General features: G+C 68.1%; 15 protein-coding genes. 12 read left to right on the forward strand and 3 right to left on the reverse strand.

Translation table 11 applies throughout. From position 1 onward, the window contains the following. The first annotated feature begins 12 nt into the window (after positions 1-12). Positions 13-954 (forward strand): non-homologous end-joining DNA ligase, encoded by a 942-nt coding sequence (ligD, locus tag ACLJRM_RS20725; protein WP_410664006.1) that lies wholly within the window; start codon positions 13-15, stop codon positions 952-954. Positions 955-1,044: 90 nt separating this feature from the next. Here ligD and ACLJRM_RS20730 read toward each other — a convergent pair whose 3' ends face one another. Further along, positions 1,045-3,429, reverse strand: a complete 2,385-nt coding sequence (locus ACLJRM_RS20730; RefSeq protein WP_410664007.1) for an ATP-binding cassette domain-containing protein — start codon at positions 3,427-3,429, stop codon at positions 1,045-1,047. Positions 3,430-3,580: 151 nt separating this feature from the next. Beyond that, positions 3,581-4,084: an Lrp/AsnC family transcriptional regulator gene (locus ACLJRM_RS20735; protein WP_101607413.1), complete on the reverse strand. Its 504-nt coding sequence runs from the start codon at positions 4,082-4,084 to the stop codon at positions 3,581-3,583. 93 nt (positions 4,085-4,177) lie between these two features. Here ACLJRM_RS20735 and ACLJRM_RS20740 point away from each other — a divergent pair, with 93 nt between their 5' ends. The 7 genes from ACLJRM_RS20740 (at position 4,178) to pspAB (ending at position 9,646) form a co-directional block, all read left to right on the forward strand. Beyond that, a complete protein-coding gene (locus ACLJRM_RS20740) occupies positions 4,178-5,362 on the forward strand; it encodes an MFS transporter (protein ID WP_410664008.1) in 1,185 nt (394 codons plus the stop codon). Positions 5,363-5,500: 138 nt separating this feature from the next. Further along, positions 5,501-5,689 carry a hypothetical protein gene (locus tag ACLJRM_RS20745; protein ID WP_101607415.1) on the forward strand — a complete coding sequence of 63 codons (189 nt, stop codon included), beginning with the start codon at positions 5,501-5,503 and terminating at the stop codon, positions 5,687-5,689. Between the two features lie 45 nt (positions 5,690-5,734). Continuing rightward, positions 5,735-6,877 (forward strand): type III PLP-dependent enzyme, encoded by a 1,143-nt coding sequence (locus ACLJRM_RS20750; protein WP_410664009.1) that lies wholly within the window; start codon positions 5,735-5,737, stop codon positions 6,875-6,877. Further along, on the forward strand, positions 6,867-7,238 hold the full coding sequence (speD, locus tag ACLJRM_RS20755) for an adenosylmethionine decarboxylase (protein ID WP_101607417.1): 372 nt from the start codon (positions 6,867-6,869) through the stop codon (positions 7,236-7,238). Before ACLJRM_RS20750 ends, speD begins: the two co-directional genes overlap by 11 nt. Beyond that, the gene (locus tag ACLJRM_RS20760) at positions 7,238-8,098 is read left to right on the forward strand and encodes a spermidine synthase (protein WP_101607418.1); all 861 of its coding nucleotides are present in this window, start codon (positions 7,238-7,240) and stop codon (positions 8,096-8,098) included. The genes speD and ACLJRM_RS20760 overlap by 1 nt, the downstream gene beginning before the upstream one ends. Positions 8,099-8,332: 234 nt before the next feature. Next, positions 8,333-8,938, forward strand: coding sequence for a GAF and ANTAR domain-containing protein (locus ACLJRM_RS20765; protein ID WP_410664010.1), 606 nt, complete (start codon positions 8,333-8,335; stop codon positions 8,936-8,938). 150 nt (positions 8,939-9,088) lie between these two features. Then, entirely contained in the window at positions 9,089-9,646 is a 558-nt protein-coding gene (gene pspAB, locus ACLJRM_RS20770; RefSeq protein ID WP_101607419.1) for a PspA-associated protein PspAB, read from the forward strand. Between the two features lie 18 nt (positions 9,647-9,664). Here the strand turns inward: pspAB and ACLJRM_RS20775 are convergent, their stop codons facing one another. Next, the gene (locus tag ACLJRM_RS20775; protein WP_410664011.1) at positions 9,665-9,940 is read right to left on the reverse strand and encodes a hypothetical protein; all 276 of its coding nucleotides are present in this window, start codon (positions 9,938-9,940) and stop codon (positions 9,665-9,667) included. Positions 9,941-10,129: 189 nt separating this feature from the next. Between ACLJRM_RS20775 and ACLJRM_RS20780 the strand changes: the two genes are divergently transcribed. The 4 genes from ACLJRM_RS20780 (at position 10,130) to ACLJRM_RS20795 (ending at position 17,488) form a co-directional block, all read left to right on the forward strand. Next, a complete protein-coding gene (locus ACLJRM_RS20780) occupies positions 10,130-11,056 on the forward strand; it encodes a universal stress protein (protein ID WP_410664012.1) in 927 nt (308 codons plus the stop codon). A gap of 81 nt (positions 11,057-11,137) precedes the next feature. Then, positions 11,138-11,818, forward strand: a complete 681-nt coding sequence (locus tag ACLJRM_RS20785; protein WP_101607421.1) for a response regulator — start codon at positions 11,138-11,140, stop codon at positions 11,816-11,818. A gap of 32 nt (positions 11,819-11,850) precedes the next feature. Next, positions 11,851-12,930: a PAS domain-containing sensor histidine kinase gene (locus ACLJRM_RS20790; protein ID WP_233224154.1), complete on the forward strand. Its 1,080-nt coding sequence runs from the start codon at positions 11,851-11,853 to the stop codon at positions 12,928-12,930. Positions 12,931-12,976: 46 nt separating this feature from the next. Beyond that, complete coding sequence (locus ACLJRM_RS20795; protein WP_101607423.1) at positions 12,977-17,488, forward strand: HAMP domain-containing protein; 4,512 nt, start codon at positions 12,977-12,979, stop codon at positions 17,486-17,488.

A 17,488-nucleotide genomic window follows, 5' to 3' on the forward strand; every position in this document is an offset into this window, starting at 1 on the left:
TAGTTTGCCTGCATGGCGAAAAGCTCGGCGGTGGAGATCGAGGTCGGCGACCGGACCGTGCGCGTCTCGAACCCGGATCGCGTCTACTTCCCGGCGCGGGGTGAGACCAAGCTGGACCTCGTCCAGTACTACCTCGCGGTCGGCGACGGGATCGTGCGGGCACTGCGGGAGCGGCCGTGCATGCTGCACCGGTTCCCGTCCGGCGTCTCGGGGGAGAAGGTCCACCAGAAGCGCGTTCCGAACGGTGCCCCGGACTGGCTGCAGACCGTCCGCGTCGACTTCCCCTCCGGCAGGCACGCCCACGAACTGTGCGTCACGCATCCCGCCGACGTGATCTGGGCAGTGCAGATGTCGACCGTCGAGTTCCACCCCTGGAACTCCCGCCGCGCCGACACCGAACGCCCCGACGAGTGGCGGATCGATCTCGACCCGATGCCCGACTGCCCGTTCTCCACCGTGCGAAAGGTCGCCCACACCGTCCACGAGATCCTGGACGAACTCGGCATCGTCGGCTGGCCGAAGACGTCCGGCGGCGCCGGCCTGCACGTCTACGTCCGGATCGAACCCCACTGGGGCTTCCAGGAGGTCCGCCGGGCGGCGCTCGCCTTCGCGCGCGAGGTCGAGCGCCGGATGCCCGACGAGGTCACCACCACCTGGTGGCGCAAGGACCGCGATCCCGCGAAGCTGTTCGTCGACTACAACCAGAACGCCCGGGATCACACGATCGCGAGTGCCTACTCGGTCCGCGGCGTGCCCGAAGCCGTCGTTTCGACGCCGATCACCTGGGACGAGATCGACGACGTCGAGCCGCGGGAGTGCACCATCGCCACCGTGCCCGCGCGCTTCGCCGAACTCGGCGACCTGCACGCGGGCATCGACGACACGGCGTACTCCCTGGACACCCTGCTCGAGTGGGCCGACGGCCACGCCTCCCCGCCCCTCCCACCCGCGTGACATGAAAGGCCCGTTACTTGCAAAATTTGCAAGTAACGGGCCTTTCATGTCACGCGCTATGCCACTAAACGCGGGGGAGGAGGGCGTCGGTCACTTGCCGATGTAGGCCTTCAAATGTTCCCCGGTGAGCGTCGAAGCGGCCGCGACGAGGTCCGACGGCGTGCCCTCGAAGACGATCTTGCCGCCGTCGTGGCCGGCGCCGGGGCCGAGGTCGATGATCCAGTCGGCGTGCGCCATGACCGCCTGGTGGTGCTCGATCACGATCACGGACTTGCCCGCGTCGACGAGCCGGTCCAGCAGGCCGAGCAGGTTCTCGACGTCGGCCAGGTGCAGACCGGTGGTGGGCTCGTCGAGGACGTAGACGCCGCCCTTGTCGCCCATGTGCGTCGCGAGCTTCAGCCGCTGCCGTTCACCGCCGGAGAGCGTGGTGAGCGGCTGGCCGAGGCTGAGGTAGCCGAGCCCGACGTCCTTGAGCCTGCCGAGGATGGCGTGCGCGGCCGGGATGCGCCCCTCGCCCTCGCCGAAGAACTTCTCGGCTTCGGACACCGGCATCGCGAGCGCCTCGCTGATGTTCTTGCCGCCGAAGGTGTACTCCAGCACCGAGGCCTGGAAGCGCCTGCCCTCGCACTCCTCACAGGTGGTCGCGGTCCCCGCCATCATGCCGAGGTCGGTGTAGATGACACCCGCGCCGTTGCAGTTCGGGCAGGCGCCCTCGGAGTTGGCGCTGAACAGCGCGGGCTTCACGCCGTTGGCCTTGGCGAAGGCCTTGCGGATCGGTTCGAGCAGGCCGGTGTAGGTGGCCGGGTTGCTCCGCCGCGAACCGCGGATGGGGGTCTGGTCGACCGAAACCACGCCCTCGGCGGCGGGGATCGAGCCGTGGATCAGGGAACTCTTGCCGGAGCCCGCGACACCGGTGACGACGCAGAGGACGCCGAGCGGGACGTCGACGTTCACCTTCCGGAGGTTGTGGCGGTCCGCGCCGCGGATCTCCAGTTTGCCGGTGGGCTTGCGGACGCCGTCCTTGAGCGAAGCCCGGTCGTCGAGGTGCCTGCCGGTGCTGGTGTCGCTGGCGCGCAAGCCTTCGACGGTGCCCTCGAAGCAGATCGTCCCGCCCGCCGTGCCCGCGCCGGGGCCCAGGTCGACGACGTGGTCGGCGATGGCGATGGTCTCCGGCTTGTGCTCGACGACCAGCACCGTGTTGCCCTTGTCGCGCAGCTGCTGCAGCAGGTTGTTCATCCGCTGGATGTCGTGCGGGTGCAGGCCGATGGTGGGCTCGTCGAAGACGTAGGTGACGTCGGTGAGCGAGGAGCCGAGGTGCCGGATCATCTTCGTGCGCTGTGCCTCACCGCCCGAAAGCGTGCCGGACGGCCGGTCGAGGGACAGGTAGCCGAGGCCGATGTCCACGAAGGAGTCGAGCGTGTGCTGCAGCTTCTCCAGCAGCGGCGCCACCGACGGCTCCTTGAGCCCGCGGACCCAGTCGGCGAGGTCGCTGATCTGCATCGCGCACGCGTCGGCGATGTTGATCCGCTTGATCTTCGAAGACCGCGCGAGCTCGCTGAGCCGGGTGCCGTCGCATTCGGGGCAGACGGTGAAGGTGACCGCCCGGTCCACGAAGGTGCGGATGTGCGGCTGCATCGCTTCCCGGTCCTTGGACAGGAACGACTTCTGGATGGTGGGGATCAGCCCCGAGTAGGTCAGGTTGATGCCCTCGATCTTGAGCTTGACCGGCTCCTTGTAGAGCAGGTCGTCCAGCTGCCTCTTGGTGTACTTCTTGATCGGCTTGTCGGGGTCGAAGAAACCGCAGCCGCGGAGGATGCGGCCGTACCAGCCGTCCATGGAGAAACCGGGGATCGTCAGCGCGTTCTCGTTGAGGGATTTGGTGTCGTCGTACAGCGCGGTGAGGTCGATGTCGTTGACCTTGCCCCGGCCTTCGCAGCGCGCGCACATCCCGCCGGTGATGCTGAATTCGCGGCGTTCCTTCGTGGTCCGCCCGCCCTTCTCGACGGTGACGGCGCCCGCGCCGGAGATCGAGGCGACGTTGAAGGAGAAGGCCTGCGGCGAGCCGATGTGCGGCTTCCCGATCCGGCTGAAGAGGATGCGCAGCATCGCGCTGGCGTCGGTGGCGGTGCCGACCGTCGAGCGCGGGTCGGAACCCATCCGCTGCTGGTCGACGATGATCGCGGTGGTGAGGCCGTCGAGCACGTCGACGTCCGGCCTGGCCAGCGTCGGCATGAAGCCCTGCACGAAGGTGCTGTAGGTCTCGTTGATCATCCGCTGCGACTCGGCCGCGATCGTGTCGAAGACCAGGGAGCTCTTACCCGAGCCGGAGACACCGGTGAACACCGTCAGGCGCCGTTTCGGCAGCTCGACCGCGACGTCCTTGAGGTTGTTCTCGCGGGCGCCCAGCACGCGGATGAGGTCGTGGCTGTCGGCGGGGTGCTCCTCGGGCGGCTGCGGCCTGGTGGTCTTGCTCATCGTGTCTCCATCCTCATGTGGGCCGCGTGTACGGTCCGTCAGCCTCACCGGGCTCGATCTAACCAGTTTCGAGCCGTTCGTCCTCTTCGAACGCTCGGTGATCACGCTAGGTGAGTACGCAGGCGCTCGCTTCTCGATTCCTGACCGGTGGTCAGACGCTCCAGCCCTCGCTCCTGGTCGCCTTGAGAAAGTCCTCGACCGGCGGACCGACCGGCCTGCCCTCGTACTGCGTCGACAACACCACCGACGATCTGATCTCGCCGTGTTTGCCCAGCCGCTCGAAGAGGCCTTCGAGATGTTCGAGCGATACCGCCCGCACCTTCAGCATGGTGCAGCGGTCACCGCTGAGCCGGTGCAGTTCGACCACCTCGGGGTAGTCCTCAGACTTGCTGGTGCGCAGCAGGCAACTGCCGAGCGAGCAGCGCATCTCGACGAAGGCCTGCAGGTCGTACCCGGCGCGCCGCGCGTCGACCTGGGCGCGGTACCCGGTGATGACGCCGGCCTCCTCCAGCCGCCGGACCCGTTCGGCGACCGCGGGCGCGGAGAGGTTGACGCGGCGGCCCAGTTCCTTGAACGAGAGCCGCCCGTCGCTCTGGAGCGTTTCGATGAGCCGCCAGTCGAGGTCGTCCAGCGCCCTTTCCGATCGTAAGGTCATCGCGCCCGGATTCCTTTCATGATGTGCCTCGCACCCCCGCGAAGCCTTCGTCAGCCTATTCGCCGGGGCCTCCGGAATCCCTAGATTTGAATCATGAAACCGATGATCGCGCTCTTCGTGGGCATCGCCTGTCTCAGTACCGCGGTCGTCGGCCTGTCGACCACGGCGGCGTTGATCGTGGTGGAACACGCCGGCGCCGCGTGGAGCGGGCTGCCGAACGCCGTGCTGGTACTCGGTTCCGCGGCGGGTTCGCTGTCGTCGGGAGCGCTGGCCGCCCGCTACGGCAGGCGGTTCGTCCTGGTGCTGATGTACGGCGCCGCCGTGGCGGGCGCGCTGATCTCGTTCGCGGGGGTGCTCGGCGGGTCCGTGCTCGCGCTGGTGGCGGGGATGCCCTTGATCGGCTTCGGCAACAGCGGTGCGCAGTTCTCGCGGTACACGGCCGCCGACCTGTCTCCCGAGCACCGCAAGGGTTTCGCACTGTCCACAATGGTCTGGGCGGGGACCGTCGGCGCGGTCGCCGGGCCCGCGCTGATCGCGCCGGCCGCGGCGCGGGCGGAGGCCGCCGAACTGCCCGCCCTGTCCGGTCCGATCGTGGCGGGTGCGGTTGTCGTGGCCATCGCGGTGGCCGCCGTGGCCACCCTGCCGCGCGGTCTCGCCGCCCCGGTGGAGGGAGTGCCGAGGCGGGAACGGATGTCCGTGCGGAACCCGGTGATCCTCGGGCCGCTCGTGGCGATGGTCGGTGCCCAGGTGGCCATGGTGGCGGTGATGACGATGACCCCGGTCCAGTTGCACCAGCACGGCCAGGGACTCGACGTCGTCGGGTGGGTGCTGAGCGCGCATCTGATCGGGATGTTCGCGCTGGCGCCGCTGTCCGGCTGGATCACCGATCGCTGGGGTGGCCGCGCGGCCATCTTCGGCGGGATCGGCACGCTCGCCGTCGCGGCGGTCACCGCGATCGGCGCCCCCGATTCGCATCACGTGGGAATCCCGGTCGCGATGTTCCTGCTGGGCTACGGCTGGAACCTGGTGTTCGTCGGGGGGAGCGGCATGCTCAGCCGTGACCTCCCGCCCGCTCAGCGGGCGAGGGCGCAGGGCACGGTCGACGCCTTCGTCTGGGGGACCTCCGCGGTGGCGAGCCTTCTCGCCGGGCAGCTGTTCGGCCTGGGTGGGTACGTTCTGGTCGCCGTCGTGGGCGGCCTGTGCGCCCTCGTCCCGCTCGCGGTGCTCGGCCGCCGGGCCGCCGTTCCGGAGCCCGTTGAAAAAGTCGCGCGTCGTTGATCTGCGAAACCCGGGCCTTGCCGTCATACTGCTTCACTCCGACACGAACGAACCCGTGATGACACAGATCACGTCGGTGACCGATTCGGAGGGTCCTAGGGTGAAAGCAGACAAGGTGCGGGAGATCGGGGGTGCACGATGAGCGAGTTCGCGGTGAATCTGCGGGACCGGGTACGGCAGGCCAGGGAGGACGTCCGGATCGCCAGGCGGGACTCGGACGAGGACCGTGCCTCGGCCGTCGGCGCCGATCTGGCCAACCTGGAGCGCCTGGCCGCCGAACACGGGGTGGAACTGCCTTCGCAGGCCACGGACGACGCCCGGGCGTGACCCCGGGTTCCGCCCCGGTGATCGGCCTTTGACACCCTGGGGCGTGTGACCGAAAGCCTGAACCGCATCCGCGCCTTCCTGGCGGATCGTGAACCGCCGACACCGTGCCTGGTCGTGGACACCGACCTGGTCGCGGAGCGTGCGGCCGCGATCTCCGGAGCGTTCCCGGACGCGCTGATCCGGTACGCGGTCAAGGCCAATCCCGCTCCCGAAGTGCTCGACGCGGTGCTGTCGGCGGGGGCGGGGTTCGACGTGGCGGGGACGGCGGAAATCGGGCTGTGCCTGTCCCGTGGCGCGCGAGCGGCGGAACTGGCCTACGGCAACACGATCAAGAAACCGGCGGACATCGCGTTCGCGTATGCGCGCGGAGTCCGTGAGTTCACCACGGATTCCGCCGGTGATCTGGAGAACCTGGCCGAGCACGCGCCCGGTTCGCTGGTCTCGGTCCGGCTGCTGACCGGCGGGCCGGACTCGGTCACGCCGTTCGGGCACAAGTTCGGCTGTGAGCCCGCGGTGGCCGCCACGCTGCTCCGCCGGGTGGTGGAAGCGGGCCTGCGGCCGGGAATCGCGTTCCACGTCGGCTCGCAGCAACCGGATCCGGCCGCGTGGGAGATCGGGATCGCGACAGCGGCCAAGGTCGCCGCCGACGCCGGTGTCGGCCTGGAGCGGCTCAACATCGGCGGCGGGTTCGCCACCGAGCACCGGGAACCCGTACCGTCCCTGCCCGACTACGCGGCGGTGATCCACGCCGCCCTCCGGGAAAACCTGCCCGGCCCGGAACTGATGCTCGAGCCCGGCCGTGTGATCGTCGCCGACGCGGGGCTCATCAGGACCGAAGTGGTCCTGGTGACCACGCGCGCCGCCGCCGACGAACGCCGCTGGGTCTACCTCGACGTCGGCAGGTACAACGGAATGGCGGAGTGCGAGAACGAAGCCGTCGCGTATCGGCTGGAGGCCGTCGGCGTTAAGGGTCCGGAAGGGCCGGTGGTCCTCGCCGGGCCGACCTGCGATGGTGACGACGTGCTTTACCAGCGGACGCCGTGCGCGCTGCCGAAGTCGTTGAAGGCGGGCGACCGGCTGGACATCCCGGGCACCGGGGCCTACACCGCCAGCTATTCGTCCGTCGCCTTCAACGGAATCGAGCCGTTGCGCACCTATTGTGTGGGGAGGTTCGCCGATGCCGGCTGAAGAACCACTCGTCGGCCGGTTCGCCGGCCGCCATGTCCTCGCGGAGTTCGAGGGGATCGAGCCGTCGCTGCTCGACGACGCCGAGCTCCTGAAGAAGACCCTCGCCGACGCGGTCACCGAGGCGGGGGCGACGGTCTGCGAGGTCGTGTCGCATGCCTTCGCCCCGCAAGGGGTCACCGTGCTCGCGCTGCTGGCCGAGTCGCACGCGTCCGTGCACACCTATCCGGAGATCGGTTCGGTGTTCGTGGACGTGTTCACCTGCGGGGACCGGGCGGATCCGGAGCGGGCCGTGGCACTGCTGGCGAAGATGCTGGGCGCCGGTACCGTCCGGATGTCCACTGTGGAACGAGGAGAAGGCTGATGGCGCAACGAGTGATCGTCGAGCCGATGGGCGCGGGGCTCACCCGGAACTGGGACGTCGAAGAGGTCCTGTTCGAGGGCCGCACCGCGTTCCAGAACGTCCTCATCGGACGGACCGCGCAGGGGATCTCCCTGTTCTGCGACGACGAACGGCAGAGCACCGAGCTGAGCCAGCTCGTGTACCACGAAGCGCTGATGATCCCGTCGTTGCTGCTCGCGGATCGCGTCGAGCGGGTGCTGATCATCGGTTCCAGCGAAGGAGTCGCCTCCCAGCTCGCGGTCGCCGCGGGGGCCGGGGTGGTCGACCACGTCGACATCGACGCCGAAGCGGTCCGGGTCTGCGCCGAGCACCTTCCCTACGGCTACACGCTCGAGGAGCTGGCCCGTGCCGAACGCGGGGAAGGGAAGATCCGCGTTCATTACCGTGACGGCTGGGAGTTCCTCGCCGAAGCGCGGGAACGCGGGGACACCTACGACGTGGTCGTGATCGACCTGCCGGACGAGAACGACGATCCGGCGGCGCAGCACAACCGCTTGTACGGCACCGATTTCCTGAACCGGTGTGCGGCCTTGCTCACCGAGGGCGGTGTGGTCGGCTGCCAAGGGGGCTGTCCGACGCTGTGGCGCAACCAGACGCTGATCACGTCGTGGCGCCGGTTCACCGAGTCGTTCGGGACCGTTCTCTACTACGGTTCGGACGAGCACGAGTGGGCGTTTTTGAGCGGCAGGGCCGACGTCCTCGGCGATCCCGGCGCTTTCGTCGCGGAGAAGATCGGCAAGGCGGGAATCGGAGAGTCCACTATGGACGAAGGAGCACTGCGGGCGAACACCGTCCCGCCGTTTTCCTTGCGGCGGCACTGAGAACCGCCACGATTGTTATCTCGTCGAGATCATCCGGTCGCCTCGCCCCGTGACGACCTCGTGCAGGATCCTCCATCTGGTCGTTGCCGGGTGCCGTGGTGCGGGGCCAGAATCGCTACAGTGAATATCTGGCGCGAGGGCATCGTCGCAGGGGTGGACAGGGAGTCCGCGGTCTGCGCGGCATTCGCGAGCCTGACGGCGAGTGTGGCGGAAGATCTCGGACCGGATCGGGTCGTGGACACGTTGTCCAGCGAATGTGTGCGGCTGCTGCCGATCGATTCGATGGAAGTCTTCCTGCCGGGGCTGAAACTGGCGCGATATCCCGCAGTGGTGGAGGAAGGCCCCGCGCTCGAGTCGTTCGAAACCGGCAGCGACGTCGCCGTGAAGGATTTGTCCGCCGAGATTTCGCGCTGGCCCACCTATGTCGCGAGGATGGTGGGATTGGGTTATGCCGCGGTTTCCGCTCTTCCGATGCGCATGATGGAGGAAACCGTCGGTGCGGTCACCCTCCTGAGTGCCGAAACCGAGGTCTTGAGCGCGGAAGACCGCCGGCTGGGGCAGGCGCTGGCCGATGTCGCGACCCTGTGCCTTCGCCAGCAACGGGAAGTGAGTCACTATCGGACGCTTTCCGGGCAGTTGCAGAGGGCGCTCGACAGCCGGGTCATCATCGAGCAGGCGAAAGGTGTGCTCGCCGAGCGTGCCGGGATCAGTGTCAGCACGGCGTTTCAGCGGTTGCGTTCCTTCGCCCGCAGCTCGAACCGGAAGCTGTCGGAGGTCGCGCACGGGGTCGTGAAGGGCACGGTGGACAGCGAAAAACTCCTTCGGCCGCGAAACCGGTGACGACCGCCGAAAAAATCGGGCGGCAGGTGCCGGTAGGGCCGTTGGTCACCTGAACAGGGGACTTGTCCTGGTGAACGCGCGACCGTGCGGCCCTAGGGCGCGAGAACGCGATCGGAAAGGCTTCACGCAGATGAGAGGATGCGTGAAGTCATGGCACTACTGGGAAGCCTTCTGGGGAGGAGCCGCTCGGTACGGCCGAGCCTGCTTCCGTTGCTGGACTTGAGGTCGGCGGCCTTGACGCTGCGGACCGGTTACGGGCTCGCGCCGACGGGATCGGGGACGGTCTGCTTCGTCGCCGGCGAGCGTCCGGGCGACGGCACGGAGGCGGAGATCATCGCCGGTCTCGCCGGTGACTCCGTCCGCCGCAACGTGGTCACCCACGACGCGCACGGGCGGACGATCGTGCGCTGCTGGCGGGACAACGGCGATCTCGGCTGGCTCCTCGACGACCTCGTAGACGTCAACGACAGGCTCGCACAGGCCGGTTTCGTGTCCTGGCTGCTGCACACGACGGTCGATTTCGCCGAGCTGCGGGACATGCGTCATCCGAGGCTGACGATGGTCTACCGCCGGGAGCGTGGCGCCTTCTACCCCTACGTGCCCCGTGGGACCCGCGGCCGTGACCGGGCGACGGAACTGAGGATCCGCTCGTCGCTGACCCGGATCGTGCCGATGGAGGCCGACATCGGCCGATGGCACCCGGTCTGACGGGCGCCCGCCCGGGTCTCAGCCGGTTGCGCCGCTGAGCCAGCCGCGCAACCGCTGGACACGCCGGTCCCGCGGGCTCCAGCTTGGGAAGTGGTACCGGCGCCGCGGCCGCGTGGCCGGAGCGGCGTCGTCGAGCTGCCGGAAGGCGGTCAGGACGTCGTCGAGCAGGGGAGCCCGCTTCTCGGGTTTCGCCGCGAGCCGCGGCAGCCTCTCGAGTTCGGCGGAGACCAGTGCCCGGAGGGCACCGGCGTGCGTGCCGGGACGGTGTCGGGTTTCGCAGATCCTCGTTGTCACGTCCCGGTCACCCTTCCCCTGCGCCGATCCGGCGGTTCGTCACCTTCGACGATGCGGCATCGCGGGCCGCTCCGGTCACCGCCGAAGGTAGTGGCATCGAGGGCACAAAGACCCCACTAAGTCGCCGATCGGGTACGGCGTGTCACGGGTTGGCGTCGAAAGGCCGGACTCGCCGGAGACGGTGGGACAATGTCCGGCGGTTCCCGTCTTCCCCTCTGGGAAAAGGACTTCATGCCCTGTGCCGGCGTCACGCCGGAGGGCAGGCTGTCGGCGGACGTCCGCCGGTGCCGGCGGCGAGACGGGAGGCCGGTGATGGCCGGGATCCAGTGGCGCGCCGCCGTGGTCGTCGGCGTGGACTCCTCGCAGTCGTCGCGGGCGGCGGTGCGCTGGGCCGCGGGGGAGGCGGCGAGACGGGACAGCGCGCTGAAGCTCCTCCACATCGACAGCGGTCGCCGGGATCGCGGCGTGGCGGACAACCTCACCGCCGCGAGTGTCGCGAAAGAAGCCGAACCGGCGGTGCCCACCGAACACGAGGTGAAACTCGGCGAGATCACGGGCGAACTGGTCGCGGCGTCGCGGTCGGCGTCGCTGTTGGTGCTGGGAACACACGGTTTCGGCGCGTTGCGCGGGGCGCCGATCGGCGCGGTCGCCGCGGAGGTGGCCGGGCACGCGGGATGCCCGGTGGTCGTTGTCCGCGGGCTGACCGCTCCGCGCCGGGGCGAAGTGGTCGTCGGGGTCGATCCGTCCGGTGACAGCGAACACGCCCTTGCTTTCGCGCTCGACAGCGCTTCGGTGCGGAACACCGACCTGGTCGTCGTCCACGCCTGGCACGATGGCGTTCTCGAGGCGGGCGCAGACCTGGCGAGTGTCGAAGCGGCGGAGGAACGCGCGCTGGAGGACAGGATGGCGGCCTGGCGCGACAAGTACCCCGGCGTCGGCCTCCGGCTCGCGGTCGTCCGTGACCGCAACGTGGCCCGCGCGCTCATCCGGGCCGTTCCGCACGCGGGGCTGATCGTGATCGGATCGTCCGGCGGCGGGCTCGGGAGCACAGCGCAGGCGCTGCTGAGCCGGGCGCGCTGCCCGGTCGCCCTGATCGGCGGACCGGCACGAGGGTGAATGCGGCCGCGAGCAGGATTGACTTCCGTGAATCTGCCGGACAATGGGTCCCGGCGACACCACGATCGACGGAGAAGGTGCATGGTTAACCCGACCTCCCCGCAGCCCATGCCCCCGGCCGCGGCCCCGATCAGGGTGCTGCTCGTCGAGGACCACAAGATGGTGGCCGAAGCACTCGGCGCGGCCTTCGAGGAATTCCCGGAGATTCACCTGGTGGCCTCGGTGGAGTCCCTCGCGCACGGCATGATCGCGGCGGAGGAGCACCTGCCCGACATCGTCCTGCTCGACCGGCGGCTGCCGGACGGCGACGGGATCGAGGCGATCACGAGGTTCCGCGCGATTTCGCCGTTGATCAGGGTGCTCGTGCTGACCGGCGACGCGAACAGCGCCATCGCAGCCAGGATCCTCGAGGTCGGCGGAGCCGGGCTGCTGCTGAAATCGGGTCTCCTCGATGAGCTGGTCACGGCGATCCGCACCGTCGCGGCGGGGGACGTGATCATCGACCCCGAACTGCTCGGCGGTGCCCTGGCCATGCTGGCCGGGAGTTCCGGCAGGCTCGGCCCGGTGCTGACGCTGCGGGAGCGGCAGGTGCTCGGCCTGATCGCCGAAGGGGCGGGAACCGACCGGATCGCCGAAGAGTTGCGGCTCGCGCGCAATACCGTGCGGAATCACGTGCAACGCATCCTGGTGAAGACCGGAACCCATTCGAAACTCGAAGCCGTGGCGCACGCGCGAAAGAATGGCCTCCTCGAACGGCCGTAGCGGCGGGGCGTATCCGAGTGCCAAGCTGCACTATGGCCAAGCTGCCATCGGGACCGGCGCCCGATCATCGCAGTGCTGTGCTCTTCGAGTTGTTCGTGCACAGCGTCGTCGACTACGCCATTTACATGCTGGACGTCGACGGCCGGGTGATCAGCTGGAACCAGGGAGCGGAACGGATCAAGGGGTATTCCGAGGAGGAGATCCTCGGCAGCCACTACTCCGTTTTCTACACCGAGGACGACATCGCCGACGGAAAACCCACCGCGGAGCTGCTGATCGCCGCCGAGGTGGGCAGCCATGAAGACGAGGGCTGGCGTGTTCGCCGCGGTGGTGAACGGTTCTGGGCCAACACCGTGCTGACCGCGTTGAGGGACGGACAGGGCGACCTCGTCGGTTTCGGCAAAGTCACCCGCGACCTCACCGAACGCCTCAAATCACAGGAAGAAAGGACGGGCCGGAGGCAGGCGTTCGCGCATTTGGTACGGGCACAGGAAACCGAACGGCGTCGTATCGCGTGGGATGTTCACGACGATTCCATTCAGTCGATGATCGCGGTGAGCATGCGGCTGCAGATGCTCGCCGCGCAACGGCGGGATTCCGCTTTGATGCAACTCGACGACGCGATTCAAGGGGCGATCCGGCGGCTGCGGATCCTGGTCGCCCAATTGCGGCCGCCCGCGCTGAACGACGAGGACCTGGTCGCCTCCGTCCGCGACTACCTCGACGAGGTCGTCGCCGGCTGGGGGCTGGACTGCACGCTGCGCCACGACTTCACCGGAAAACCGCCGCCCGACCTCGTCGTCACCGTCTTCCGGATTCTTCAGGAGGCGCTGGTGAACGTGCGGAAGCACGCGAACGCCACCACGGTCGTGGTGTCACTGACGGGGAAGGACGGCGGCCTGCTGGCGAAGGTCGCCGACAACGGTGACGGGATGAAGCGGGGCGGCGAGAGTTCTCACGAAGCGATGTCGGGCGAGCACATCGGTATGGCATCGATGCGTGAACGCGCGGAAGCGGCGCAAGGATGGTTCCGGGTTTCCAGCAGGCCGGGTGAAGGTACGTCCGTGGCCTGCTGGATTCCGCTGGCCCTTCCCGGGCCCGTGCGGAGCTGACGGTATCCCCCTGGACCTGGGGAACCCGAAAGAAGGAGGCACCTCCATGCCGGAACCGGGGAACAAGCGAGCGTCGAGAGACGCGGTCCGTGTGGGCGGGGCGCTCAACGACGAAGGCCTGCAACGGTTGCTGGAGGGGTTGAAAGCCGTTCGTGACGGCGATTTCAGTACACGGCTGCCCCAAGAGGACGACGTCCTGATGGACGAAATGGCCGTCGTCTTCAACGGGATGGTCGATCAGCTGGCGTTGTTCACCTCCGAGGTCACCCGGGTCGCCCGCGAGGTGGGGACCGACGGCAAGCTCGGCGGCCAGGCGGCGGTGCCCTCGGTTTCGGGGACCTGGAAGGACCTCACCGATTCGGTGAACGCGATGGCGGGCAATCTCACCGGCCAGGTCCGTGACATCGCCGAGGTCGCGACAGCGGTGGCGAAGGGTGATCTCTCGCAGAAGATCACCGTCGACGTCAAGGGCGAGATGCTGGAGTTGAAGAACACGATCAACACGATGGTGGATCAGCTGTCGTCGTTCGCGGACGAGGTCACGCGGGTGGCGCGTGAGGTCGGCAGCGAGGGACGCCTGGGCGGGCAGGCCGAAGTTCCCGGGGTGGCGGGGACGTGGCGGGATCTGACGACGTCGGTGAACTTCATGGCGGGCAACCTCACCGATCAGGTCCGCTCCATCGCCGAGGTCACCACTGCGGTGGCGAAGGGCGACTTGTCGCAGAAGATCACCGTGGACGCGCGGGGCGAGATCCTGGAGTTGAAGAACACGATCAACACGATGGTGGATCAGCTGTCGTCGTTCGCGGACGAGGTCACGCGGGTGGCGCGCGAGGTCGGCACCGAAGGCGCGCTCGGCGGGCAGGCCCAGGTTCCCGGGGTGGCGGGGACGTGGCGGGATCTGACGACGTCGGTGAACTTCATGGCGGGCAACCTCACCGCGCAGGTGCGGTCGATCGCCCAGGTGGCCACTGCGGTGGCGAAGGGCGACTTGTCGCAGAAGATCACCGTGGACGCGCGGGGCGAGATCCTGGAGTTGAAGAACACGATCAACACGATGGTGGATCAGCTGTCGTCGTTCGCGGACGAGGTCACGCGGGTCGCACGTGAGGTCGGCACCGAAGGGCGGCTGGGTGGTCAGGCGGACGTCAAGGGGGTGTCGGGGACGTGGAAGGGGCTGACCGAGTCGGTGAACGTCATGGCCGACAACCTGACCGATCAGGTCCGCTCGATCGCCGAGGTCACGACCGCGGTCGCGAAGGGTGACCTGTCGCAGAAGATCCGCGTCGACGCGCGCGGCGAGATCCTGGAGCTCAAGGACACGATCAACACGATGGTCGGCCAGCTGTCGTCGTTCGCGGACGAGGTCACGCGGGTGGCGCGCGAGGTGGGTACCGAGGGGCGGCTGGGTGGTCAGGCGGACGTCAAGGGGGTGTCGGGGACGTGGAAGGGGCTGACCGAGTCGGTCAATGTCATGGCCGACAACCTGACCGACCAGGTCCGCTCCATCGCGCAGGTCGCGACCGCGGTCGCCCGAGGGGATCTGTCGCAGAAGATCACCGTCGAGGCCAAGGGGGAGGTCGCGGCGCTCGCGCAGACGATCAACACGATGGTCGACACGCTGTCGGCGTTCGCGGACGAGGTCACCCGGGTCGCGCGCGAGGTGGGCACCGAGGGCATCCTCGGCGGGCAGGCCCGCGTGCCGAACGTCGCCGGCACCTGGAAGGACCTCACCGACAACGTCAACTCGATGGCGAACAACCTCACCGGGCAGGTCCGCAACATCGCCCAGGTGACCACCGCGGTCGCGCAGGGCGACCTGTCCCGCAAGATCGACGTCGACGCGCGGGGCGAGATCCTGGAGCTCAAGACCACCATCAACACGATGGTCGACCAGCTTTCCGCGTTCGCCGCGGAGGTCACCCGCGTGGCACGCGAAGTCGGCAGCGAGGGACGGCTCGGCGGCCAGGCCGAAGTGGAAGGCGTTTCGGGTACCTGGAAACGGCTCACGGAGAACGTCAACGAACTGGCCGGGAACCTGACGCGCCAGGTCCGGGCGATCGCCGAGGTCACCAGCGCGGTGGCCACCGGCGACCTCACCCGGTCGATCTCCGTCGAAGCGCAGGGCGAGGTCGCGGAACTGAAGGACAACATCAACGCGATGGTCCAATCGCTGCGTGAGACGACGCGGGCGAACGAGGAGCAGGACTGGCTCAACACCAATCTGGCGCGGATCTCGGGCCTGATGCAGGGCCACCGTGACCTGCGGGTGGTGGCCACGCTCATCATGAACGAGCTGACCCCGCTGGTCGGCGCGCAGCACGGGACGTTGTTCCTCACCGAGTCCGGCGAGAGCGGCACGCGACTGCGGCTGATCACCAGCTACGGGCACAGCGAGGATCCGGACAGTCCCTCGGGTTTCGCGATGGGGGAGTCGCTGATCGGGCAGGCCGCGCAGACCAAGAAACCGATCGTGGTCGACCGGACACCGCCGGGTTTCGTGAAGATCTCGTCGAGTCTCGGCTCAGCGCCGCCGGTCACCCTGATCGTGCTGCCGATCGTCTTCGAGGACCAGGTGCTCGGCGTCATCGAACTGGCGTCGTTCGGTGAGTTCACCGCCGTCCGCAAGGACTTCCTCGAACAGCTGATGGAGACCATCGGCGTCAACGTCAACACGATCATCGCCAACGCGCGGACCGACTCCCTGCTGGAGGAATCCCAGCGGCTCGCCGAGGAACTGCAGGCACGTTCGGAGGAACTCCAAGCGCAGCAAGCGAAACTCCAGCGATCCAACGCGGAACTGGAGGAGAAGGCCGAACTGCTGGCGCGGCAGAACCGCGACATCGAGGTCAAGAACTTCGAAATCGAGCAGGCGCGCCAGGAGATCGAGGAACGCGCGCAGCAGCTCGCGCTGGCGTCGAAGTACAAGTCCGAGTTCCTGGCCAACATGTCGCACGAACTCCGGACCCCGTTGACCAGCCTGCTGATCCTCGCCGGGGTCCTGTCGCAGAACTCGACCCAGAACCTGACGCCCAAACAGGTCGAGTTCGCGAAGGTGATCCAGTCCGCGGGCACCGACCTGCTGCAGCTGATCAACGACATCCTCGACCTGTCGAAGGTCGAGGCGGGCAAGATGGACATCCATCACGAGCCGTTCCCGCTGCGGCAGCTGCTCGACCACGTCGGCACGACCTTCCGCCCGCTGACCGCGGAGAAGGGGCTCGACTTCCAGGTCACGGTGGAACCCAACGTGCCGGAACTGCTGTTCACCGACGAGCAGCGGCTACGGCAGGTGCTGCGCAACCTGCTGTCGAACGCGGTCAAGTTCACCGAAGACGGCAGCGTCGAGCTGCGGGTCAAACTGGTCGACACCATCGTTTCGCCTTCCGCGGCCGGGCACGAGTCCCTGGTGGCGTTCAGCGTGATCGACACCGGGATCGGGATCGCCGAAGAGAACCTCGATTCGATCTTCGGCGCCTTCCAGCAGGCCGACGGCACCACCAGCCGCAAGTACGGCGGCACCGGGCTCGGCCTGTCGATCAGCCGTGAGGTCGCGTACCTGCTCGGCGGCGAAATCCGGGCGGACAGCGTGCTGGGCACGGGCAGCACGTTCACCCTCTACCTGCCGGTAGCCAGGTTCACCGTGCCCGCGAGCCCCGGTGAGTCCACTGTGGACAACGCTGGGTCGGCGCGGCGGGTCCTGGTCGTGGAGAGTGACCAGAACAGCCTGCTGACCCTGCTCGCCCGCGGGGTCGCGGCCGATGTCGCGGACAACCACGGCTCGGTCCAGGTCCGCGCGGTGGCCAATCCGGCGGAAGCGTTCGAAGAACTGAAACGCGACAACTACCGCTGCGTCGTACTCGACACCAGCATCCCCGGAACGGGCGCGTTGACCTTTCTCAAACGTCTCGCGGACGGACCGCGTCCCGTGGAGGTCCCGGTGCTGGCGCACGCGACCCGCAAGCTCAGCGCCGCGCAGCACCGGTTGCTGCAAGGGCACGCGCGGGTGCATCCCGTCGAACTGCTGCCCTCGCTGGACATGCTGCGGGAACGCATCATGCTGCACATTTCGGCCAGCGAACTCGAGGGCATCCTGCCGCTGATGCAGCAACCCGAGGTGACCCCGTCGGAGACGGCGCAGGTCACCGAAATGCCCGCCGATCCGCCCGCCGGACCGCCTCGGCTGCAAGGGCGCAAGGTCCTCCTCGTCGACGACGACGCCCGCAACGTGTTCGCGATCTCGGGGATGCTCGAACTGCACGGGCTGTCGGTCGTGCACGCGCCCAACGGCCGCAAGGGCATCGAAGAACTGCTGTCCGACGACGGCATCGACCTGATCCTGATGGACGTGATGATGCCGGAGATGGACGGCCACGCGACGACGGCGGCGATCCGCGAGATGCCGAGGTTCGCCGGCCTGCCGATCATCACGGTGACCGCGAAAGCGATGGAAGGGGACCGCGAGAAGAGTCTCGCCGCCGGGGCGAGCGACTACGTCACCAAACCGGTGAACGCGGCGGAGCTGCTGGCCTGCATGGAACGCTGGCTGGCGGACTGA

This window comes from Amycolatopsis sp. lyj-84 (genome assembly GCF_046549075.1).
Lineage (GTDB): Bacteria > Actinomycetota > Actinomycetes > Mycobacteriales > Pseudonocardiaceae > Amycolatopsis.